Consider the following 22,659-nt stretch of genomic DNA (forward strand, 5'->3'; position numbering starts at 1 on the left):
AGTCTCCGGCGGTTTCGATCGCATCGACGATGCGGGTGGTGATCTCCTGATGGATATCGAATTTCTGTGTCTTGCGGGCCATGAGCTTTCTCCTTTCGCCGTTTGAAAGCCGCGACTGTCGCGGCCTGATGGCGACCGGTGAGGCAGGACCAAACAGCCCTGGCACCCCGTAGGGGCGGGCAAAGCGAAAAGACGGCGTATGCCGTTGCGAGGGCTGAGGGGGTCTGCCAGGGATGCCCAGAAAAAGGCCGTGACTGACGCGCTCAAAACTCTTGGCGAGAACAGGAGAAGCGTGCCCCGCAAAGCGGACACGAAGAAGCTATTCAAATATCAGGGGATCGGCGGCGCTGACGTCACTTGATGCGGGAAACCGTCGAGCGGGAGACCCCGAGAACGCGGGCGATCTCAGCGTTGTCCTGTCCCTCACGACGCATCTTGAACACCACGTCGCGCTGATACTGAGAAAGCTTTGGGGGTCTACCAAGCCTGCGCCCGGCCCGTTTGGCACGTTCGCGGCCCTCGGCGGTGCGCTCGGCAATCAAGGATCGCTCGAATTCTGCAAGACCGCCCAGGACAGTGAGAATGAGTTTACCGGTGGGCGTGGTGGTGTCCGCCCATGAATCCGCAAGCGCCTTCAACTTCGCGCCCTTGGTTTCGATCTCGTGGACGATATCCAGAAGATCACGCGTTGACCTGGCCAACCGATCGAGACGCGTGACCACCAGCACATCCCCGTCGGAGAGCGTGGCCAAGGCTTTCCTCAGCTCGGGCCGATCACTCCGCGCCCCGCTCATCGTCTCCTTGAACACGGGATCGCACCCTGCCGCGCCAAGCTGTTCTAGCTGAGCATCGAGGGTCTGGCCGGAAGTGGAAACGCGCGCGTAGCCGATAGAAGTCATGCAGGCATTATGAACGCGATTTCTGCACGCTCCAAGCGATTGATATCATTGGATCAAGAAAGGTGTGCATAAGTCTTGGTTTTTGCTGTCTCTTGAAAGCTGTAGGTTCTGGACGATCAAATTCTTATGATTGGTCCCAGATCACCTCGCACTCGCGAATACGGACGTCCATCCTTGCAATCCCGGTCTCTATGCCGTCACGAGCGAACATCTTGCCAAGCTCACGGGCTCTATTCATCCATAGCGGTCCACCGATTTCTTCAGACACTACTTTCGCTTTCTTTGCGCCGTATTCATTGATTCCGTAGGTAACAAGAAAATCGACAAAGTTGTGCGCACGTTCCACCTCATTGAAGTCAATCTCGTGGCCTTGATCGCGTAACGTCGAGACGATTGAACCGTAGACACTTACTTGGAAGAGACATTCTTTGTATCTCGAAAGACTCGGCTCCGATGATGCTCCCGCTGATCCGGCAATCCCGAGGATCAAGGCTGAGGCCAAGATGTAAGTTCTGTTCCGCATGGTTCCGATCCCTCATGTTTCATGGGCATCAATAGCCATGAAACGCGCCAAAACTTGGGTCTGAATAAGAAAAATCAGGCGAAATATTTTTTTCGATGCGCCCCAATCCTGGCTTGTTCGATCAGTAAGTTGCGATGAATGACGTGTTCGTCCCCTAAAACATCGACTAGGAAGCACGTCCGCGCTCATCGATCAATCACCACTCGACATTGAAAAATATCGATGCCGTCAACTTTGCGATCGCCCGCCTAATGATAAGGCCATCATAGATGATGACATTGTACGGTTTGCGATCACGCTCAAGGATCGATCGTCGCGTGCAAAAATCACGAATTATGAACGCCTCGACCGTCTCTTTCATTTCAAGCACTTACTGCGTGCAAAAGTTGCGTGCAAAAAATAGCAACGTTGAGGGAACCGGCCCATCTTTCAAAAGAACTACGTGTCAGCTACCATCACTATGTACCGGTTGTGGTATCAAAAAGTTTAAGGAGCTGACCAGGTGGCCGCTCAACCAAACAAGAGAGAAGTTTTCCTTTGCCATAGCAGCAAAGATAAGCACTACGTGCGAAAGCTAGCGCTACACCTGGAAGCAATGGGGGTTGGCCCTTGGTTCGATGCGTGGGAACTATCTGTTGGTGACTCTCTCATTGAACGAATTGGGCAAGGCATCAATTCTGCGAGTTTCTTCTGCATCATTCTCAGTGCAGCGTCGGCAGAGTCCAATTGGTGCAAAAACGAACTGTCGGAAGCGCTCGCCAATTCGATTGAGAGCGGAAGGAATAACATCCTTGTTGTCAGAAAAGGGAAGGTTCCCATCCCGCCATTTCTGAAGCACCGGCTCTTTATCGACGCACCGAGATACTCGCTAAAGGTTCCACTTTCCATATCCTTCAGAGCGTTTGGCTTCTCGCCAAAAGACATTGACCTGCTCGTGTCTCTCAATCGTGTCTCCGACATCGAGAGTGCGCTTGAAATCTTATCCCTGGCCGCGAAGAAAAATGCTGTTGAATTTGGCAAAGACGATTGGGCTTTGCTTAGAGCTCTCCTAGCGAGAAGAGGGGTTCTAGTCGACGGTGACGACTTGCTTCGAATCTCTTCGCTTAAGCATGGAGAAAACTTCTTGGCCTGCTGATTTGGGATCGTTGTTTCGCTATCGCAAGACCACAGAAGCCGACATCTATGCCATAAAAAAACGGCAGAAAATCAGGACAGTGTGACCATTATACGCCGCGCAGCGAACGTCCGTAGGCGTGCAGATTTCTTGATTTATGCACGCTAGGCTCAGAGACGCTATTCGAGTAGAACGCAGCCGAAGGCATCAGAGGTTTGCCAAATGATGAATGAAAAAATCGAGGGTGACTGCATCCTCAATTCAGACGAAAAAATCACCGGATTGGTCGTAGGTTCGCTCACGATCCCGACAGGTGTTCATTGCGAGCTGAACGGTACGGTGACATCAGATGTCATTGCCGAATTAGGCGCGACCGTCGCCATCAACGGAACAGTTGGCGGCAACTTGATCTCGTCGGGAGCGGAGGTTGACGTTCGCGGTGTCATTTCCGGCAAAATCATTGATAAGTCGGACACCATGTCGGTTCGTGTGCATTCAGGCGCTGTGGTTAGCGGCGAACGAAAGCCGTAGTCTGACCTTTAGCTATCGATCGTTCGAGCGAGTTTCTCGCGAAGGAGAAACTCGCTTGCATCCGAGTCGCCCTTAACTGACAGGCGAATGATCACCGTTTCGTTACCTTGACCTGGTCGATCTCATCACCAAATTCCAAAATTTCCGCGACCTTCGTCAAGAGTGCATCCTTCTGGTCGGGGTGATCGAGCACATACTTGTGGACTCGGATCGAAAGGGTTTTCGTATCTTCGTCGAAATCATCGAAGTGGAACCCCTCAAGAGGGTCTTTTCCATCGTCTTCGCTCATTTTGCGCCTTTCTCTACTGGTGCTGTGTGCGCCTTTTGTGGTTGCCAGTATGTCTACTTCAGCAAGTCGTTGAGCGCTTTGAATGCTTCTTCAAAACGCCCTTTTGCTTCGTCCGACATGCTCTCCCAAAGGTCGCCAATATGCTCTGACAAATACCGCGCCGGGCGGTAATGGCTGAATGACCCAGATTTCAAAGGTTGTTTTTCAAGGTGTTCGTCAATCGCCTTGAGAACTCTGGGCTTCTTGTCATTGAGCGCACCCGGATCAATGGGGGCTTTAAGCTGCTGGCCAAACTCTTGGTTCACAAGGTTGACGTAAAAATCACGATCAAACATGTCTTCAACATCACCCGTGTCCTGATCGAGAAAATCTGCATATGTCAGAACGTTCTTTTTCTTCAGCAGCTTTTTCTTGTACAGGTCTTCGATTTGGGGCCGATCTTTTTCCTCGATATCGAGTAAGGTTGCCAGGTTCATGCCTTTCTGCGGGGCCAGAAGCGCAACAAATGTCGGAACCTTGCCGCACCCTCCTACGGGGGTGATAACCCACTTATCGGATAGTCCAATACGGCCTTCGCGTTCTAGCTCGCTCGATACCGTGGTGAGAAACAACAGGTCTGCCGGTCCTTCCACAATCAACGAATTTGGACCGATGAACAGCGTTTGCTGTATCTCGTAGCCTAACGCGCCTTGCAGCGGGAACAGGCTATCATCTGTCGCATCGAATACGTTGGTCAGCACCTTCGTACCGTCTTCTTCCTTCGGAAGCGGCTCCTTTGCATCGATCCCACGATCCTGGACGATACGCACGCGGTCAAAATGGTTGGAATCAACCATGAACGGTGAATGCGTAGAATAAATAAGCTGATGCTTGGTCAGTTCTTCCTTGAAGTACTGCAAGAGATCGCCTTGCGCGCGCCCATGAAGAGACATGCCCGGCTCGTCCAGTAAGAGCACAACATTCTGTTTCTGGCGTTTGATGTCTTCGTACCATGCCAGGAAAGAGAAGAACCAGACAAAGCCCCTCGACCGTGAGCTGAGCGGCGTGCTCGCCCAATGCACGTTGTCGTATACTTCCCCCCAGATGTTAATGCCTTCGCGCATTCCCTCCGGGTCTTCCGGCTTCGCGTCTCGAACATCGAACAGCATCTGTATGTGCTGGTTCTGCGACCAGTATTTGATGATGCGTCGCGTCAGGTGGTTACCAGCCCCCTGTAGCTTGTTCTTCAACTCTGCCGTTGTTTTTGTCGTCACCAGTTCACGGTGATCGAGGCGCGCCAGATTTATAAGTCCAAGAAGCGGATGATCCGACTCTCTTAGATTCCCTGCTTCTTCCCTCTGGATGAGAGCGTTCAAGTTCTCCATACCCTGCATTTGGTAATATTCGTCAAAATACAGGTATTTAGGGGCGTGCGGCCAGATCAGACTGTTGAAGACATACGATGCCAAGCCCTTCTCCTGAATCTTTGCCACCAAGGCTTTTAGCCCTGTCACAGCCTCTGTCTGCTCTGCTTCGGCCAGACCGGCAGAAAAAGATTCCCAGTCAGAAGCTGCTCTCAAAGTATCGGCCAGCGGGTCCGGTAGATTCGGGTCTGTTGCAAGATGCTTCCTAGCGGCCCCTTCATCGACGCTGAGAATAAACCGGCTGTTGCGCTTGCCGTAGTAGGTGTCTCGCCGGAACGTGTTTGTTTTCAGTATTTTTTTCCCGAAAACATCCGTCACGCGCTCTAAATCATCGTCTTCAAGCGCATAATGACAGGTAACTACAATCGCCTCGTCCCTATCGCCGTTTTCCACATCGAATCTGTAATCTTCGACCTCTCGCTTTGGGTAATCATAGGTTTCGTCGAAAACAGCATCATCGAAAATAATTGGATTAGTGCGGTATAGCGCCGTCAAAAGGGCAGTCTTCCCGGCTTCATTCTTGCCAACAAGGCATGTCTGCTTGTCGTCAATCTCGATAAGCCCAGAGTCCCAGACGCTTCTGAATTCCCGAACCTGAAATGATTTTAACTTCATACTGCACCTCAACTGTATTCCTCGATGTACCCTTTCAAGCGACTGCCTTATCGAACAAGCCGAGCTGCTGGTGTAACGGCTTGATCTCCGGCAGGCGGGCGATCAGGTCTGCCGCCGGAAAGCCGCGCAGCTCCTTCGGTTCCAACTTGTGCAGACCGCCACCATATACGCGGCCATGCCCTAGCAGCTCGTCCGGGTCGATCTCGTTCAAAAACTCCCAGGCGGTACGCATGATCGCCGGATTCTTTTCGGCGGCTTTTGCTAGGAACGGCTTGGGGTAGAGCAATAGATAGGTGTTGCAGGCGGTAGCATCCGACCGGTTCAGGATGAAGCGGAAGGGCTTGCCGCCTGCCCTACTCCGGCCCATGTAAGTGCAGATTATAGGCGCAGCGGGGCGGTTCTCTTGGATGTACCAAGGTTTGCGCGATCGGCAAAGATAACGATCGGCAACGGCCTTCTCTCCCTTCTTGCCAGTGGCAAGGTAGGCGGCGAGGGCCGGGTAGTTCCGCGCGATCTCATCTTCGGGCAAACGGGTATCAAGTAAAAAAAGCTGCTTGTCGATCAGCGGCAAGCCTTCTGCGTCGGATTTGATCTCGTCTTCGGGCAGGTAGCGTGAGCCAGGTAGAACCGGCGTAAAACACTCCATCGGCAAGCCGCGCTCTTCAATCTGGGCGCGATCCATGATGAAAAAACTGTTGTCGCCAGTGGCCAGGCCACGCTTGATATCGAACAGTTCGCCTAGCGAGATCCCGACGCGTTGTGAGGCTTTGTCAGCCTGGGGGTAACGTGTCCATTTGGGCTCATGGGCAAGCTCGGTCGCGGCAACCTCGCGCGATAGCGCGGGCTTTGCGAGCGTGCCCCCATAAGAAAAGGTAACCGCATGATCTGCGGGAGGCGGCGTGTTCTTGATCCAAACCACGGCAGAGGACACAAGCGCATCGTCAAACTGCACGTCTTGGGGATCATAGCGGTGGATTTGTAGCAGCGTGACCTTTTCGAGAAGGTAGCGCTTGAGCATCCGACCATAGTTCACACCCATGAATTCGCTTGGGATGAGCCAGGCAGCGATGCCGTCTTCAGCCATGAAGGGATGCGATAGCCCCATGAAATAGCAATATAGGCCGGACAGACCGTTGATCTTAACACCGCATGCCTCTTCTGTACGCTGTTGCAGAGCGGCCTTCTGCGCGCTGTCCAAGTGATGATGCCGGACATAGGGAGGATTGCAGATCAGAAGGTTTGCGCCCTGCCCCTTCGGCGTAGACTTGGTGAAGTCCTCGGCATGGATCATTAGTGGCGTATCCTGCCAAAGTGCCTTGGCGGGCACGCCATAGTGCGGGTCAATCTCGAAACCCTGCGCGCTCTCGATACGTTCTTCGGACACAACTGCCCGCAACGCGGAATAAAATGAGCCGGTGCCGATGCCGGGATCAAAAAATCTAATCTTTTCATCTTCAGACAGAAGGCGGATGCCATGAACGAGGATTTCACGGGCAAGAGCCGTCGGGGTCGCAAACTGTCCCATGCGGTTGCGGTCTTCGGCGGTTTTACCGCCGTCGAGCTGCGCTTGCAGGCCAAGGCGCTGTTCTTCCAGGGCTTCAATGTCGATCTTACGTGTCATAAGGCGAACTCCTGAAGATCGTCGATGCGGTGCTCCCACACCCAATCAATGCCCTCAGCGGCTTCGTACCCGAGATAACCGCTATCAAAGTAGCCACACAGAAACAGAATAAACTCTACATCCTTGCCATACGTGGCGTGGAGCTGATTGACCTTCTGAGCTTCTTCTTTGCGACGTTTGTTGGTGTTGGTAAAATCTCCTGCTGACTTTGCCTCGACCAATAACGGAAAGTCCCCCTCGGCAGCCGAAAGCCGCTTTATCACAGCATCCACGGGGATGTTAACTGTGCGGCCTCCGTCCAGATCGCCTACCGGAACATTCATGCGGAAGGAATACGTCCCGGGGGGCATACTTCTGAAATCGAAATCGTGTTTATCTGGCAGCTTCGTATACCCACGCGCATCAAGCCACTTCGCCATGTAAGCAAGCTGGCGCTGTTCCTGAGCGTTGCGGATGATGGGATTGGCGACGGCACCGCAGAGCCGATCTGCAACGATCGTTGCTGCGCGATGTACTTCTTCTTTCGTCGCAGGATTTGTTCGGCCTAACCAAACAAAAATGTCAGGATCGGCCATCTTCTCAATAATGTCTCCGATCTTGTCCAAATCCGAGTTTAAATCAGCTTCAACCATGCGAGGCGGAAGTGATCCTTCTTCAAGCTTTTTGACCAGATTTTTGGATGCTCCTGAGAGACCAACAAGCCGATCAACCGCAATTGGCGGACAAGTCGCCATACGCAGGGTTGGCAAAACACCTGGCCACGCTTTCAGCGTTTCGGGCTTGATGTCTGTGAGATTAGATGTTTGCTCGAGTGCTTCTTCAACGTTTTTGGTGGTTTTTACTCGGGTTGCGCGAAAAGCTTTTGGCGCAAAGGTCATGAACCATTTATTATACATATCAACCGATGCAGCGATATCGGTCTTCCAGTTCTGTGGTTTATCAAGATTTACTGCCATTAGGGCTTATTCTTCTCCTGGTACATCTCCCACATTTCCTCAAAAAGCTTGCGAAGTGATAACTCTCGGCGAGCAGCCTCAGCCTTCACTTCTACAGCCATTTTGGGGGCCATTGAAAAACCAACGATTTTTCGCGGAGTAACATTAGAATCTGCCATCGTAGGCTCCTCCTGTTGTTTGAACTACAGTCGACATGTCGACATTCGAAGTCAAGATCAACACCATATATGGTATATGTTTGTTGTGGATAGTTAATGTTCCCCGGTATCTGCCTTACACCCCGGAGGGGTCGAAGGGATGTCCAATAAACCGCATGATTGCATGCAACGCCCGTTTTATCGGAGCCTGATCCAGAAGATGAAAGTTGATCTGCTTTCGGAGCCGTCCCTTGCTTGAGCCCGAAAAAAGAACAGCAAGGTTCCTGTTTCAAGGGCGCGGTACGCGGGAGCGGAGCCACGCGCAGGATGCGTAAGCATCTGAGCATGGCGAGCACCCACCCCTTGAAACGGGGTTCTTGATGGTCTTAGGGCTCGATTAAAGCAAGGGCGGCGCTTCCGACAAGCGGTTCTGCTTTTGGTGAGTCCTGAAGCCTTATTTGTGGCGGGGGGCGCGGGTTCGCCCCAACGGGGCGAAGGGGCGCATGATGGTTATCGGCCTCACGGCCGATGCCAATGCGGCGGCGTGAGCCGCCCTAAAACCGTTCTATTATATTCTTGATTCAAGATTCTAAGATTCAAGGCTGAATTTCGACGCTAGTCCAATAGGTTAGCTTGGATAATGTGAAGGATTCGGGGACTCCGGTGAGGTTTTCGGGGCGTAATGTGAGATATTCGGGGTTTATTGTGAGATATTCGGGTCGATAAAGTTAGGTTTTCGGGGAAAGTTATCCACAGGCTGCGCCAAATGTGAGGTTTTCGGGCAAGTGTGAAAACTTCGGGCAAAGACACGTCAGATGTCTTTGCGCGCGTCTTTGAGGGCTTGGTCATTTCGCACGATGCGGTTCTCGCTCGGGCTAGGCTCGAAGACGGTGACAGCTTGATTGGAGATGCGTGCCTTTCGGCCAATCTTGGGCCGGTGCACTTCCTTCCAGGCTTCGTTGATCTCGTCCTTGGTCTTTGACCACCACCCTACCCTGATACGCGTCACCTTCTTGCCGGTCTTGACGGGCAGGATCGACACGTTGAAGGGCGCGAGTGCATTGATCTCCATGATCACAGGCTTGATGACATGCTTGTTGAGCGCACCAAAGGCCGGGTATTTGCCGTCTTCGACCCCCATCATGGAGCGGAAGTCTTCAAGGGTAAAATCCTGGTAGATTTTGCGATTGAGGCCGGTCCATTGCGCCACGTTTTCATAGAGGCTCACGGCATATTTGGACGTAAACGCCATGAGAACGGGCAAGGCAATCTTGCCCCAAATGGCGGAATCCTTGAGGATTTCCACCAAGCGTTTATCGAAACTGTAATTGAGCACCCCGGCGGGACGGTCTGGATCATCCAGATCATTACCGCCTAGGAACTGAACGCGGCGGGTTCGACCGTCAGCAAGCTTGACGGTCAAAATGGTCTGCATGAGCGCGATGATCGCCTCTTCGACCATTTCATAGCCCTTGTGGTCGTCGGGCTTCAAATCATCGATCTCGATCGTGTAGTCCCTGCCCTCTTCCACGCCCTGCATGTGGGCATTGTGCCAAAGGATCGTGATCGAGCGTCTAGCATTGAGCGTCAAAGCCTGATGGCCGGTGATCTGGATCAGCTCGGCAGGCTTGGATGCCTGATCCCGTCGAGGGGTCAGGTCAAGAACACGCAAAGGTGTGGTATGTTTGGCAGCTTCACTCACGATATCTAGTGTAAATCAGTCGGCCAAACTGTGAAAGAGAAAACGAGAATTCATTCACAGTTCCCCGAATTCTTCACATTTAGACGCCTGCGCTGTTCGGTGGGAACGGCAAAAACCCTTTAGTTTCAATGCCAAATTGGGGCTGAAAAACAGGGTCTGTTGCTTCCCCGAATTCCTCACATTTAGCGCGCGCCATACTTCTCGTTCAGAAGCGCCACGGCATATTCGAGGGTTTCTCCCAAGCCCCACCCCTGCCCGTCAGCGATAGCGCAGAACGCGTCGATGGTCTCTGGTTTGGCCTTGATGTTAAATTGGGCATTGCGCCCTGTCCGCCTTCTGCGCTGCGTGTTGACAGCCTTTTCCTTGACCGGCTCGCGGCTCTGAAAGCCTGAGGCTTGCGCAATTTGCCGCGCGGCCTCTGGTTTCGGGCGATCATTGGCGGATTTTGGTTTGCGGGGCGACCATTCGCTCGGGTTGAAAGCATCGAGCTCGTCGTCAAATCCAAGGCTTGCGCGTTCTTTTGTCATGTCACACCGCCTCCGCCATTTGCTCAGCGGCGCGCAGTCTGGCCAGCACTTCGCCGGTGAATTGCTGGGCGTTGATGCGGGCTTTTTCGACATTGCTGACTTGGGCGGGGTCCAGATCAGCCAGTGATCCGCCATAGTCGAAGAGATCACGAAACGCGGCGCGTTCGACGATGGCTGTCTCGAAAACTTCGATTCCAGCCTTCCAAAGCTGTTCTTGCACGTTGCGCAAGGCGCGCGACGTGACGGCCGCACTGGTGCGCGTCAGCACAACCGCATGCGGGATGGCGCGGCGTGCCATGCGTTCCTGGTTGCGGATGAGCCGGATGGTCTTCGCCCCGCCCTTGGCGTCCATCGAAGAGCCTTGCGTTGGGATCATGACCAGATCGGACATGCCGATGGCATTGGCGACCATGAGACTGGCCGTCCCTTCCAAATCCACGACAACAAACTGCGCGCGGCCTGATGCCTCTTCGATCAGATCGACAATGCCATCTTCCGTGACCTCGCTGATGATTTCGATGTTGTCGGGTTTTCCGGGCATGGCCCCCCATTGGGATATCCATTTTTCCGGATCGGCATCGATGATGGTGACTTGCGCCCCTTTGCTGGCCAGCTCACTGGCAAGCAGAAGCGCGGTGGTGGTTTTGCCTGCGCCCCCTTTGGGGTTGGCAAATGAAATGACGGGCATGCTCGGCCTCCTTTGTGTTTTTTACAAAGGATACCTGATAGCTAACGGCTAGCCAATGATATCTTGAAGATATCAACAAGCTAACAGATAGCTATCTAGTAGCTACCAGATAACTAGATGGTATCTGTCGGCTACTCCCGCTCATAACCCTTGTCATGATCACGGTTCCTCGGACGGCTGCGGCTGCGCTTCGCGCCTTCAGCGCGGCGCTTGGCCCGTTCAAGCCGTTTGTCCGAAACCTCCCGTGTCTTGCCGTCGCCTTCAGACTCGGCCTTGCGTGCGGCGTCAGACAGCGCTTTGGCCATGCGGTCGCGTTCCGATGGGGCAGGGGCGTGCTGTGCGGTTTCGGCATTGGCGCGCACACGGAAGGATTTCCGCGCCACCTCGCCCGATCGACCGCGTGAGCCTTCGGAGCGTTTGCGCTCAATCATGCGCTCATCGCGTATCCGCTCAGCCGCGTGCCTGCGCTCCATCTTTTCCCAGTCGCGGGCATAGTCCTGTTTCAGCGCATCGCGGCGCTCGGCCATCCGCGCCTCGATCGCCTTCCGCGATGCAGTCAGGCTGGCCAGTTGGGTCTGGTCGCGTTTTTCAGCCCCGAAAAGCTTGCGCACCACCGCCCGAAACAGCCCTTTCTTGCCAATCCGCTCTTCAAGCGCGCTGATCTCCTTGTCGAGCTTGGCGCGGGGTTTGGCGTATTCGCGCCGTAGAGACGCCTCCAGGGCGCTCTGGCGGCGTGTAAGGCGGTTTCTTAGCTCGGACGCCTCATTGGCCTGTCGGGAGCTCCTGGCGTCCCTGATGGCCTCAGGATCAAGCGAGCGATGCTGCTTGACCCAATCATATTCCTCGCGCGTGATGTTCTCGTTCTTGACGAACTGCCCCCGATCACGCCGCGCATTGTGGTTCACCCGCGCATGAACGCGGATTTTCCCCTGGTCGCGCTCATAGGCTTCCGCCCATTTCGAAAGCTTCAAATGGTCTTTCGACGTACTGGCGGCACGGCCATGCTCAGGGTGAACCCGATTGAGGATCACATGGATATGCGGGTGCTGCGTGTCGTTGTGCGACACGAGCACCGCCTGTCGATCCTCCATCCCGAGCGCCTTCAGGCTGTCCTGCGCAGCGCGGACCATTTCCTCGCGGGAAGGGGTCTCGTCCTGCGCCCAGGCAAGGCTGTAGGTATAGACGGGCTTTTCAAGCTTCCGTCCCGTGGCAACCACCCCCGCCGCCTGCTTCAGCTCACGCTGATGCAGCGCCGTCCACGCCATCAACTTCAGCGACCGGTCGGGACTGTCGGTGTGGGTGTTGAGCGTATGGGTGAACGCCACGCGCTCGGAGGTCAGGGCGTCCTTATCGTGCAGATAATAGAGCCCTGCACCTTGGAAGGAGGAGCCGCCTGGTCCGACGCGGGGGATCATAGCTCGATCATCCTGTCGAGGAGCTGATCCACCTTGGCCAACGCCTCCTCAAGGCCGTCCGGCATGTAGCCGGTCTTGTTGGCCACGCGCGCAAGCTGGTTGAGATTGACCCCGATCCGGCGAAGCTGATCGATCGTCTCGAAATCAGCCCGTGCGCCCTTCTGCACCACCACCTCGGTGGAGAGGGCGGAACGGCGAAGAAACTCTGACGACGACAAGCTCGCCTCAGCCGCGCGCAGAAGAATTTCTGCGTGCTCGGCAGGCGAGACGCGCGCCTTGATCCATTGCGCGCGCTTGTCATTCGTCGGTTTCTTCGGTCGTGCCATCGCTCCTCTCTACGCAAGCGCCTCGCTTGCCGGGTGGGGCAGGGGCCGAAGGTGCGGGATCGGGTCACGATCCTCTGGCACCTTTGGCCAGCCGTGTGCCTCGCACGCGGCTTCAGCCCTGGGGTTTTGGTTCAGGAGGGGGGTGGGAAGAGACCCCCCTAACCCTGACCAGATCGGCTCATTGAGCCGCGTTTTTGTCCAAGCGAATTTTCAATTCGTGACACAAAAACATATCTGGCTACTCTCTTTATTGTGAAGTTTTACCATAACGACCATACGTTTGCCAGTATTTTGAGACGGTGGGATTTGCCTGTTCGCCTGGCGGCGAACTCAGCCTCAAAAGAGGCTGAGCTGTTGCGCGGATTTCAGGTGTTCCTGCCACGCGGGTTTGGCTGCTTCACTGTCCAGCCAGTCGCGCATCATCACCTCCACCTCGTCCATCGTCAGGACGGGATCGACGGGTCCGAAGAAGTGCGACCGGTAGCCGGTCTCCGTCACGGGAAGCGGCGCGCCATCGAGGGCGTGCATCTCGACATGGTCGATCTGCGTCGCCCATCGCGGCGTGTAGGAAAGCCGGATGCCCCGGCCTTCCCATTGGATCGTGCGATGCTCGGTCATCACCATTCCTCCGCCAGGAGGACGGTGAGGACGCGGCACGTCTTCGATAGATCGAGCGGGTCCTCGCTGCCGATGCTCAGGGTCGGATCGTAATAGTCGATCTTCCAGAACACGGTGCCCGCTTCCGGGTGCTCGATCGCGCCGAAGTCGTGCTCGCCGTAGGGGTCGTTGTCTTCGCTGAAGTCATCGAAGTCTCGCACCAGGACCCAGAGCTCGATCTGGGCTTCAGGCGAGAGCGCCTGTATGCTCTGGGTGAAGACGAACCGGCCGGGTATGGCGTCCCCGAATGTGGGGACGCCAATGCGCGCGCGGAACGCATCGTTGATCTGCGCGAGGGTAGGGGAGGTGCTCATTGCGCACCTCCTTGATCTTTCCCGTCCGCAGGGACGAGGAAGATCACGCCCTGGCGTTGCGTCAGCTCGATCGGGATGATGTCGAGCTGAAGAATGCCGCCGGTCTTGCCGCCCTTGCGAGGCCAGACGGCACCAATCTCCTTGGGACGGGCGAGCTCGTCGCGGCCTTGATCGTCCTGTCCGGTGATCCGCGAAAACGTCACGCGGTAAAGCGGGCGGTTTGGGTTTGAGTTTGTCATGAAAAGTCTCCTTTCGTGTTCGGGCTGGTTCATTCCAGCCGTTGCGGTCGGAGACTCGGATCGCTTGAAGCTTGCGGGTCATGGCCAACACGGGAGCGCAGCGAACGGAGCGGGCAGGCCATTGACGCGAGCAGCTCCGCTGCGTCACGCGGCGCATCCGATAGAACGCAAAACGATGGCTGGAATGGACGGGCTCCGATCCGTCAAAGGAAGACGCCCTGACGGGCGAAAAAATCCCTCGCCGGGGGGCAGCCCCGTTTGATGCGATCAAACAGGGCAGGCGAAAGGGTAGGGCGCTGCGACCCCCTCAAGCGCTGTCCTCGTCGCCTTCAGCTCCGGCGGGATCGCTTGACCGGCTCTGCGCGCCAAGACAATCTGAAGTAGCGCAGTGAGAGAGTGACAGGTGTTCAGACGAAAATCCGGTGACAGGAAAAAAGCGACAAAACCTGATGCAAGGGTCGATGTCATCTCAACGATGCCGCGCGGTATACGCGCGCCCCGTGACCAAACGTCTGAAAAGCTGGAAATGCCATCGGCACAATGGGCAAGTGCCGAATTCGTAACGCAGACACTGAGGTACGAACCCGAGCGCGATCCTGGGCAAATGTTTCTTGGGACGATGAACGGCACCGCGATCGGGACAATTCCGAGATCGCCAGATCGGCCGCGTGGAGAAGATCGTCATCTTCTGACCGTCGCAGGTAGTCGCGCAGGCAAATCGGTGTCGATGATCGTGCCAAACCTGCTTGACTATCGAGGATCGGCATTGATCGCTGACCCAAAAGCGGAACTTGCCAATCTAACCGCACTGCGGCGCGCGAGCGATTTTGGTCAAGCCGTGTTCGTTCTCGATCCATTTGGAAAAGCTTCCAAAGAAGTCGAAGAGGCGGGTCTGCTTGCAAGCTTCAATCCCCTTGCGATGATGTCGAACCCCGACACTCTGGTCGAAGACGCGGACTTGATTGCCGACGCCTTAGTCATCCAGAGCGGCAATGATCCACACTGGGATGAAAGCGCAAAGCGGTTTCTCCAAGGGCTGATCCTGCATGTCGCAACCTTTCCAAGGTATGGCAGCAAAAGAAATCTGTGCACCGTGCGAGACTTGCTTTCCTTTGGGGCTGACATTGATGAGCGGTTCATTCCTGTGGAAGACTTGGATGCCAATTCTGACCTCTGGAAGGATGGACCGCCACCCGACGGGATTAAGGGCCTTCTGTTCGAGATGCTCTGCAACCATGGCGCACACAATGTCGCCAAAGCAGCAGCCTTAGAGCTCGATGAAAAACCGCCCAAAGAGCGCGACTCGATCTTATCTTCTGCCCGTCGGCAGACATCCTTCCTTGATCTACCTCGGATGCGATCGGTTTTGACCGAAGGCACCTTTGCCAGAACAATTCCTGATCTCGATGTCCTGAAGACCGCAGCAGAAGGAGCCAGCATCTACCTGTGCCTTCCGGCAGGCTATATGCGGATATGCAGCCGATGGCTGCGCCTGTTTGTCGATCTGGCCCTCAAAGCCATGGAACGGACGGAGCAAGTCGAACAAGAAGCGCCCGTACTCTTCTGCCTCGATGAGTTTCCGGTGCTCGGCTACATGCCCCAACTTGAAACAGCGGCGGGGCAGCTCGCGGGTTTCGGTGTGCGTCTTTGGCCGATCGTGCAAGACCTCACCCAACTCAAAGCGCTCTACAATGAACGATGGGAAACATTCATCGGCAACGCAGCCGTCGTTCAGTTCTTCGGCAACAGCGATCTGACGACACTGAAATACATGTCAGAGCTGTCGGGCAAGTATGCCGCCTCGATCAAATCAAGAAGAGATATCACCTCAAAGGGTCGAGACGCGGGCGAACGCGGGCTGACATCATCAACTCAGTCGGTCGATCTCCTGGCCGTCCATGAAGCACGCACATTGTTTGATCGAGACGATACCCATCGACGTCAGCTTCTCATCTATCAAGGACATCCGCCCATTGTCGCGAGCCGTATCCGATACTTCGAGCCTGAGACCGGCTATAACGGCAAGATCGTTCGAAATTTGCGCAAGCCACTAAAAAATAACTATACTTATTACATGGGCTTAGCAGACGTTCACGCTGAAGTTTATATAGGCGATCCACACGAGTTGTTGGGTCGCTTCGTCGTGAATGCTTTCGGACAAAAGGAAAGCATCGTCATGCCGAAACTTCATTGGGATTATCTGGATTGGCTCATATCAATCGGCTCGGACATGGATGACTACATCAAAAACTGCGACCGCGAGCGAGGGAATGTTCCTCTCGGAGATGCCCTGCAAAGCTGGCTATACTATGCTTACGAAAGCCGGGAAGAGGATGGCCTTCCTCGTCCTTCCTGGTTGCCGCCCTTGAAGCCATAGCCGTCAAGATAACTGCCAATAATTCATCGCGGAGCCAAAGATGCCCGACGACAAAGATCGCAAAGACCAGGTTAAAGACAACACTGGGAGAGACTTCAAACCACGCGATGCATCTCGTGGCGATCGAGCGCCGCGCGGTCATCTCGGCACGGCACCATCCCTTGGGCTTGGGAGCGGGTCCGTCAATCGACCCAGCCAAGAAGCATTGACCGCAACCAAACCGGAGCGCACCAAAGAAAAGAGCGCTGACGAGAATAAAAAGAGTATGAATTTTCGGGAAACCGGGGACAAAGAAGTTGACCGATTTTACTCGAAGTCACACAAAATGACCGGCAAGTCTGACAACGAAAAAGACCCATCGGATGACCGGGAGCGCTGATCTCCCAACAATCCTCCGATCAGAGCTTCCGCGTTCGGTTAGGGTCCATAAGCGTCGCAATCACCTTCGAGTGTCGTTTGCATCTGCGTCGCCGCAAGCGGGCATCCTTTTCGACTTCTTGATCAGGGCACTCGGCGTCCTGTTCGGTTTGTGCTTCTTTGCGGATGCCGCTCAAGCCTACACAGACGGTACGGCCCTGGCCCACACTAACCTGGCTCAAAGATACATGCCGTGGGTCTACTCGGTTTACACTTTGCCCATGGGCTTCATCGCCGATCTTGCACTTGGATCACCAAACGCAGGCAGAAACGGCCTCTGGCTCATGTTCTTGAGCTTGGCCACCTACTTTTCCTGGATCGTCTTTCATTTCTGCTGGTTGATCCTCGGGCGGGTCTTGTCGTTCTTCGACCTCTCAACCGGTCTCTATACAAGCATCTTCGGGAGAAAAACGTCGGTTAAATTCTACCCTGACCGCGTTGTGGTTCGCGGACGATCCTATCCCTATGCAGAAAGCCAGACTTTCGAGATTTCGCCCACTGACAAGGTACGCGACGGCAGACGAGCGCACCCCTACGAAAACCGATCACAGAACCTGAATTTCATCCATGGCGTGAAAAGAAAACGGGTCGCGACGATCTATGGTGTTGCAAGAGCTTCAGAAATCCAAAATGCTCTGCATTACGTGATGCAGCATTTCTCCCAAGGGTGACGGTCGCCATCGACATCAATAACTGTTCGGAGCGTTTTTTTGAGACTGATATTCTTTGTACTAGCCGAGTGCGCTCTGATCTTAATCCATGCCATCATCTATACAGACTCCATCAGCGCCAACCCTGGCGTCCTGGGGGAAAACCCGGTCGTGCGGTTCGCGATCTTCTGGGAGACCAGTGCCCTCTACGACATGAACCTTCAAACTTTCTTGGCCACACTCATGGGCGTTGCCACGGTCGTGACAGCGATCGCATTTTTCTTGAGCCTTCAGGCAATTCAAAGTGTCGGGTTCTCAAGGTCTAGCCAAAGGCGTATTACATTTTTTTTCATCGCGATGGCTGCCTACGGCATCGTCTTGTTTGTGGAATATTCGCTTCTGACCGAGCGCTTGGCATTCCTAGCCTCTGAAAATCAGTTTCAAGACGATATCCTGCAAAGCCTTGGCGTCGATCTCTCAGGCCGAGTGGCCGAAGAAGACAAAGAGTGGATTTCCGTCGCCTTCACGGTGATGCTTATGTTCCTCAACGGGATCGTGGCGTGGCTGACAGCGGATGAGGTTCTTGAAAACTATGATCTCGGTGTGGAGGCATAGCAGTGAAAAAAGCCATTCTTCTCACTTTGGCGATCTGTGCATTCGCGATCACCAGTGGCTCGGCTGCACGGGCCGAAGCCAACAAGCTGATCCAGATTGTGATCGACAACAGCGCAACCCTGCAAAATCCCGAAGAAGCCATAAAATTTCAGGCCGCCTGGATGTTACTTTTTGCCAAGGAGCTGCGGGGAAGCGCGGGGCGCGATGCGCAGGTCCATATCGTAACAACCCAGAATCCACGGACCGTCTGGGAAGGTCCTGCGCCCAATCTCCAAAACTCCTTCAGCCTATTGGTTCAGCCTGAAATTCAGCACGTCGCAGACGGATGCAACGAGCTGGGCACGGCGCTTGATCGGGTAAGGCAACACATATCCAGAACACCGACGGACAACGTGGAAATCTACATTTTCTCGTCCCTGATACCAACGGGCGCACCCTGCAAGGACGCCCGAATTGTCCTGCCTCAACCTGTCCCGCAAACGATTGACCTTCGCTCGCTTGTTCGTCCCGAACTGTCGCGACTAGAGCTTATGTGGGCAGAAGAAGGGCAGGCGTCTGTATGGGCTGACTACTTTGAGCGCTCCGGCTTGGTTGAAACCATGAACGCACAAGGCGTTGCCTTTTCTCTGCGAGGAGAGACCACGACCAGGCAAAAGATCATAGAAGCAGTCCAGCAATGAGAGCGCTCTCACTGGTTGCCAGCATCGTTCTGATGGCGAGCCCTGCCTGGTCTCAGGTCACCATCGTGAAGCCAGACGATGAAACGGGCGATGTTCAAGTCATTGGTGGTTCAGACAATCGCGGCAACATCGAATTCGAGGTCGATCTGTCAGGGGGCTTCAGACAAGAATTCTTTGTTGGCAAGAAGCGACTGGAAGCAGAAGATGGTGCACCTGTTCAATCTTACAACATCGAACAGGAAGGCGAGTTTATCGTCGGCACTTCAAACCCAAATGTCGCGCGCGTCACGATCAACAACTGGATCGAAACCGACGACGGCATTGAAGCTGCGGTGTCCTTCATTAATAGCGATGGTCGCCATCGCGCTTTGGATGCATCGGACATTAGCGCTCATGGCCTGGACGGAAGCAACCGATGCTTCGACGTGGAGCAAATTGGGACTGATCGAAGCGTGGTCGCCACTCACGTTTTGATCGACCGATCTGGGAGCATGTCCGGCCACATGCCCGTCGTCAAAGACGTGGTTTCGCGGTTCCTGTCGATCATGCCGCCGAATGGCATTTGCCAAGTAACAAGCTTCAACAGTTCGTTCCGCGATCACACGCGCAACTACGAAGCATGCCGATCCGCAGTGTCAGGGGTTGCAAGCCTCACCGCAGATGGTGGGACAGATTTCTTCAGCCCCCTGATCCAAGCCTACCGAGAAATCGATTCAGTCACCTCGATTCAGAAGACGATCGTGATCGTCACAGATGGGGTAGGCTCTGGGCCTTACAGCCTGGAAGATGCCATACAGGCAAAGACCGCGAGCACCTTTGTCTTCTGGGTCGGCGACTACAACGAACGCGCCCTTGATGGCTTGGCCGATGCGACGCTCAACAGCGCGACGAGAATCCCGACTTCGCTTGACGCATTTTTCATCTCACTGGGTGAGGCGATTACACAGCAGCAGGTGCTGCTGATCCCCAAGGATTGCTAAATTTGAAGCTTTCAAAACCAACTCTGCTACGCCAGGGGACATTTCGGAATTTTCTCAAGTCTACCTTTTTGGCAGTAGACGGAATTCTCATGGTGTGCGGCGTTTGTCAGCTGTTAGGTATCGAGGTGAATGGAAGCACGATCTCAGATTTCTTTAGTCGAATTGTATTCTTCAAATTTGGAAGCTGTCACGGGAGCGTGACGTTCCCCAATGAAACAGTATCCGAGTTCTTAACGATATACTTTGTGTTTTTTATTGCCGGGTGCGCGGTAGCTTTAGTTCAGTTATTATTTGCAAGGGTGTTTTCAGTTGAACACTACGTGATCAAAAAATTGGGCGGACTAGGCGAAATCATCTGGACCACCCTCATAATTGTTTGGCTACCAGCTGTTATGGTGGCAATAAACCTAGTATCAAGGATACTGCAATGCTACGACTTCAGCTATTTCGCTCAAGTATCTTATACTCTCATCGCAGTTTTTATCATCTTACCTCTGCACATGATTGGGGCGATCTTTCTAGCAGAGAAGCTCGACGCAACAGCAAAGTAGGTCAGCATATTTGACCTATAATGCGTTTTATGGTAATTTGAGCCACGGGACCTGCTATTCAAGCACTTTAGCACTGACCAAATTACACAAATAATTCGCAAGATGGCCTATCGTATTTTTGTAAGCATGATCGACAGATGTTATTCTCGTGCTTTTTCCAAAACTCAGCTTGCCATCGCGGACAACGAGATGGCCTCCTTGTGCATAGCTACGCAACCATGAAAAGGGCGATGCGTACGAGCTGATGTCCCATTCCTTTACATATATTCCACTTGGAAGAGATGGAAACCTGTAATCCTTAATATCTTTAGGCTCCCAAACTGAAAAACCAGTTTCAATATACGCTACTAATGCTGCTTCAACTTCGCGGCGGTATGGTTGACTATTGTAATATTTCAAACAATCGTCAATTATTGGTTTAATAGCCTTTTCCGCTGCCCTTCGCTCTTTCTTTAGCTCCCGTTCCCTCTTCTCTTGCATTTCACGCTCAAGCTTAATCTGTGCAAGTCGGAACTCCTCAGCTCTCTTCTTTTCTTCCTCTATTTCCCTCTTCCGTTGTTTCTCATAGAGAGCAATCGCATGAACAGCATCGGAGCAGTATTTTTCTAAGAATTCAAAGTTCTTCGGATGTTTCTTTTCTAATTGAACGAGGTCTAATTTAAGGATTTCTGTAGAAGTACAGAGGTCATTTCCACGCCAATTTTGATGCGCCGCTAGATCAGGGTACACCTCTTCTGGCATCTGATAATCTAGAAAAAGAGTTGGTGAAATCGTCACGTTTGCATTCAACGCCGTGCGGATTACGCTTGGATTTCCATCTACCAGAACACGAACAAATAGCGCTTCCGAACTCTCAAACTGACCCATCTGATAGCCCCAGTTGGCTAGCTGGGTAACTGGGTCTTGGCTCACCTCACGCTTTCCTTGCAAGGTTGCCTCCGACAAGTTTTCCGTTGCTGCTAACGTGCTTTGAAATCCTTGTTCTACATCTTCTCGAAGTGCGGAGGCTTCTTCGGCAATCTGTTCAGCCGCTCCAGCCGTGCGTTGCGTATCAGCAGCTATTGATGTGCTGGTTCCCGGGTAGACAAAGCTGTAAATACCGCTTGCCAAAGCGAAAAGTACACCAACAATCGCGCAAACGACAACAACTCGCCGTTCTGTTTGATGGCTATCTATCCAACCAATTATGCTTACCCATAGTTGTCGCACTTGAACGCTCTTGAGATTTGGAAAAAAACTAAACGGCTCGTTCAGGCTTTTACCTGGGTTTCGCGAAGCTATGCAAACTGAGATTGGAATATTAAGATTCCCAAAACGAGGGGTTCTGACCACCCTACCCTGCTCACCTGAAATCAATGACTTAGACGTTGCACAAACCCTGGGCGAAACCCCAGAGGTTTTGACACGTTTTTCCCCGGTATCTGCCTTACACCCCGAAGGGGTCGAAGCGCCCTTTCATGAACGGCGTGACGGCTTGCATGCAACGCGCCTTTCATGAAGACCAAGGGCGAGCAAAAATAGGTGCGGCTCATGCCGCACTGTCCTCGTGAGCGAGGAGCCAGGCCGATGCCTGAGATGCCTTGGCAGCAGCGCTGAAGATCGCTTTCTTGTCGTTCTTCAGGACGCGCAGCCAGTTCTTGATATAGCACGCATGATCATCACGCGGCTCGGGCGCGATCCCGAGATCAGCACAGATGAATGCGGCACCAAGCTCGGCGATGAGCTCTTCCATCGCATAGGATTCATCACCAAAGCGACCTGAGAGATCGCGGGCGAGCCGTTTTTCTGCGCCCGACCAGTGCACCAGCTCGTGCGCAAGCGTTGAATAGAAGCCCTCGGCCGGGGTCGTGGTTTCGGTTCCTGTGAAGCGACGACGCTCCGGCATGCGGATCACGTCCAGGGACGGGATGAAACATGCCTTGTCGCCCCCCTCTTCGATCTGTGCGCCCGTGGTGCGCGCGAAGTCTTCCGCGCGTTGGATCGGATCGAACGTGGGTTCTTCTGGAAGGTCCTCAGCGACTACCTCGAAACCTTCCACCTGGGCGGCGTTGAAGACGCGGCTTGCGCGGGCCATCATGCGCTCACCCGCCTCAGCCTCACCGGTTTCTTCATTGACGTCTTCGACTTCGAAGGTCTTATAGAAGACGACGAGCGAGGCTTTTTCGCCTTTGCGCACCTGGCAGCCTTTCTCCTGCCACTGGCGATACGTGCCCCAGACATTGGAAGGAAACTCGCAGGCCAAGGCGGATACCCAAAGGCTCAGGACATTGATGCCGTTGTAGGGGTTCTTAGATGCGATGTTGACAGGACGCTCGAAGCTGCCGCCTTTGTTTGTGATCCAGGGAAGCCGGAAGTCTCCGGCGGTTTCGATCGCATCGACGATGCGGGTGGTGATCTCCTGATGGATATCGAATTTCTGTGTCTTGCGGGCCA

Annotated in this window: 25 protein-coding genes; 8 read left to right on the forward strand and 17 right to left on the reverse strand. The window is 54.0% G+C overall.

Going from position 1 to position 22,659, the window contains the following annotated elements; all coding sequences use genetic code 11:
* Window positions 1-353: 353 nt before the first annotated feature.
* Entirely contained in the window at window positions 354-899 is a 546-nt protein-coding gene (locus BUA42_RS20615; RefSeq protein ID WP_072780237.1) for a recombinase family protein, read from the reverse strand.
* Window positions 900-1,023: 124 nt separating this feature from the next.
* A complete protein-coding gene (locus BUA42_RS20620) occupies window positions 1,024-1,389 on the reverse strand; it encodes a hypothetical protein (protein ID WP_143152771.1) in 366 nt (121 codons plus the stop codon).
* 535 nt (window positions 1,390-1,924) lie between these two features.
* Between BUA42_RS20620 and BUA42_RS20625 the strand changes: the two genes are divergently transcribed.
* Both BUA42_RS20625 and BUA42_RS20630 read left to right on the forward strand, forming a co-directional pair.
* Entirely contained in the window at window positions 1,925-2,557 is a 633-nt protein-coding gene (locus BUA42_RS20625) for a toll/interleukin-1 receptor domain-containing protein (RefSeq protein ID WP_072780239.1), read from the forward strand.
* 204 nt (window positions 2,558-2,761) lie between these two features.
* A complete protein-coding gene (locus BUA42_RS20630; RefSeq protein WP_218588659.1) occupies window positions 2,762-3,067 on the forward strand; it encodes a polymer-forming cytoskeletal protein in 306 nt (101 codons plus the stop codon).
* Between the two features lie 91 nt (window positions 3,068-3,158).
* Here the strand turns inward: BUA42_RS20630 and BUA42_RS20635 are convergent, their stop codons facing one another.
* From BUA42_RS20635 to BUA42_RS20690, 13 genes are all read right to left on the reverse strand, one after another.
* Window positions 3,159-3,356: a hypothetical protein gene (locus tag BUA42_RS20635; protein WP_072780241.1), complete on the reverse strand. Its 198-nt coding sequence runs from the start codon at window positions 3,354-3,356 to the stop codon at window positions 3,159-3,161.
* A 53-nt stretch (window positions 3,357-3,409) separates the two neighbouring features.
* Window positions 3,410-5,374, reverse strand: coding sequence for an AAA family ATPase (locus BUA42_RS20640; RefSeq protein WP_072780242.1), 1,965 nt, complete (start codon window positions 5,372-5,374; stop codon window positions 3,410-3,412).
* A gap of 34 nt (window positions 5,375-5,408) precedes the next feature.
* Window positions 5,409-6,995: an Eco57I restriction-modification methylase domain-containing protein gene (locus tag BUA42_RS20645; protein ID WP_072780243.1), complete on the reverse strand. Its 1,587-nt coding sequence runs from the start codon at window positions 6,993-6,995 to the stop codon at window positions 5,409-5,411.
* Window positions 6,992-7,951, reverse strand: coding sequence for a XamI family restriction endonuclease (locus tag BUA42_RS20650; protein WP_072780244.1), 960 nt, complete (start codon window positions 7,949-7,951; stop codon window positions 6,992-6,994). Before BUA42_RS20650 ends, BUA42_RS20645 begins: the two co-directional genes overlap by 4 nt.
* Window positions 7,951-8,109, reverse strand: a complete 159-nt coding sequence (locus tag BUA42_RS21285; RefSeq protein ID WP_178346944.1) for a hypothetical protein — start codon at window positions 8,107-8,109, stop codon at window positions 7,951-7,953. The genes BUA42_RS20650 and BUA42_RS21285 overlap by 1 nt, the downstream gene beginning before the upstream one ends.
* Before the next feature lie 790 nt (window positions 8,110-8,899).
* The gene (locus BUA42_RS20655; RefSeq protein WP_218588660.1) at window positions 8,900-9,790 is read right to left on the reverse strand and encodes a replication initiation protein; all 891 of its coding nucleotides are present in this window, start codon (window positions 9,788-9,790) and stop codon (window positions 8,900-8,902) included.
* A 182-nt stretch (window positions 9,791-9,972) separates the two neighbouring features.
* Window positions 9,973-10,317 (reverse strand): stability/partitioning determinant, encoded by a 345-nt coding sequence (locus BUA42_RS20660; protein ID WP_072780246.1) that lies wholly within the window; start codon window positions 10,315-10,317, stop codon window positions 9,973-9,975.
* 1 nt (window position 10,318) lies between these two features.
* A complete protein-coding gene (locus tag BUA42_RS20665; RefSeq protein ID WP_072780247.1) occupies window positions 10,319-11,005 on the reverse strand; it encodes a ParA family protein in 687 nt (228 codons plus the stop codon).
* A 131-nt stretch (window positions 11,006-11,136) separates the two neighbouring features.
* Complete coding sequence (locus tag BUA42_RS20670) at window positions 11,137-12,420, reverse strand: relaxase/mobilization nuclease domain-containing protein (protein WP_072780248.1); 1,284 nt, start codon at window positions 12,418-12,420, stop codon at window positions 11,137-11,139.
* Window positions 12,417-12,746, reverse strand: coding sequence for a plasmid mobilization protein (locus tag BUA42_RS20675; protein ID WP_072780249.1), 330 nt, complete (start codon window positions 12,744-12,746; stop codon window positions 12,417-12,419). The genes BUA42_RS20670 and BUA42_RS20675 overlap by 4 nt, the downstream gene beginning before the upstream one ends.
* 336 nt (window positions 12,747-13,082) lie before the next feature.
* Window positions 13,083-13,364 carry a hypothetical protein gene (locus tag BUA42_RS20680; protein ID WP_143152772.1) on the reverse strand — a complete coding sequence of 94 codons (282 nt, stop codon included), beginning with the start codon at window positions 13,362-13,364 and terminating at the stop codon, window positions 13,083-13,085.
* Window positions 13,364-13,717: a DUF3768 domain-containing protein gene (locus BUA42_RS20685; RefSeq protein ID WP_072780251.1), complete on the reverse strand. Its 354-nt coding sequence runs from the start codon at window positions 13,715-13,717 to the stop codon at window positions 13,364-13,366. Before BUA42_RS20685 ends, BUA42_RS20680 begins: the two co-directional genes overlap by 1 nt.
* Entirely contained in the window at window positions 13,714-13,956 is a 243-nt protein-coding gene (locus BUA42_RS20690; RefSeq protein ID WP_072780252.1) for a hypothetical protein, read from the reverse strand. The genes BUA42_RS20685 and BUA42_RS20690 overlap by 4 nt, the downstream gene beginning before the upstream one ends.
* A 403-nt stretch (window positions 13,957-14,359) precedes the next feature.
* Between BUA42_RS20690 and BUA42_RS20695 the strand changes: the two genes are divergently transcribed.
* From BUA42_RS20695 to BUA42_RS20720, 6 genes are all read left to right on the forward strand, one after another.
* Entirely contained in the window at window positions 14,360-16,333 is a 1,974-nt protein-coding gene (locus BUA42_RS20695; protein ID WP_143152773.1) for a type IV secretory system conjugative DNA transfer family protein, read from the forward strand.
* A gap of 40 nt (window positions 16,334-16,373) precedes the next feature.
* Window positions 16,374-16,712 (forward strand): hypothetical protein, encoded by a 339-nt coding sequence (locus BUA42_RS20700; protein ID WP_072780254.1) that lies wholly within the window; start codon window positions 16,374-16,376, stop codon window positions 16,710-16,712.
* Window positions 16,713-16,830: 118 nt separating this feature from the next.
* Window positions 16,831-17,421 carry a hypothetical protein gene (locus BUA42_RS20705; RefSeq protein WP_143152774.1) on the forward strand — a complete coding sequence of 197 codons (591 nt, stop codon included), beginning with the start codon at window positions 16,831-16,833 and terminating at the stop codon, window positions 17,419-17,421.
* A 39-nt stretch (window positions 17,422-17,460) separates the two neighbouring features.
* Window positions 17,461-18,015: a hypothetical protein gene (locus BUA42_RS20710; RefSeq protein WP_143152775.1), complete on the forward strand. Its 555-nt coding sequence runs from the start codon at window positions 17,461-17,463 to the stop codon at window positions 18,013-18,015.
* A gap of 2 nt (window positions 18,016-18,017) precedes the next feature.
* Window positions 18,018-18,695, forward strand: a complete 678-nt coding sequence (locus tag BUA42_RS20715) for a hypothetical protein (protein WP_072780257.1) — start codon at window positions 18,018-18,020, stop codon at window positions 18,693-18,695.
* Complete coding sequence (locus tag BUA42_RS20720) at window positions 18,692-19,675, forward strand: vWA domain-containing protein (protein ID WP_072780258.1); 984 nt, start codon at window positions 18,692-18,694, stop codon at window positions 19,673-19,675. The genes BUA42_RS20715 and BUA42_RS20720 overlap by 4 nt, the downstream gene beginning before the upstream one ends.
* Window positions 19,676-20,280: 605 nt before the next feature.
* Here BUA42_RS20720 and BUA42_RS20730 read toward each other — a convergent pair.
* Together BUA42_RS20730 and BUA42_RS20735 are read right to left on the reverse strand one after the other, a co-directional pair.
* The gene (locus BUA42_RS20730) at window positions 20,281-21,435 is read right to left on the reverse strand and encodes a hypothetical protein (RefSeq protein WP_143152776.1); all 1,155 of its coding nucleotides are present in this window, start codon (window positions 21,433-21,435) and stop codon (window positions 20,281-20,283) included.
* A 319-nt stretch (window positions 21,436-21,754) separates the two neighbouring features.
* Window positions 21,755-22,659: ArdC family protein (locus BUA42_RS20735; protein ID WP_342716147.1), on the reverse strand; the 905-nt coding region annotated here is incomplete at its 5' end.

The sequence above is a fragment of the Marivita hallyeonensis genome (assembly GCF_900129875.1).
Classification (GTDB): Bacteria; Pseudomonadota; Alphaproteobacteria; order Rhodobacterales; family Rhodobacteraceae; genus Marivita; species Marivita hallyeonensis.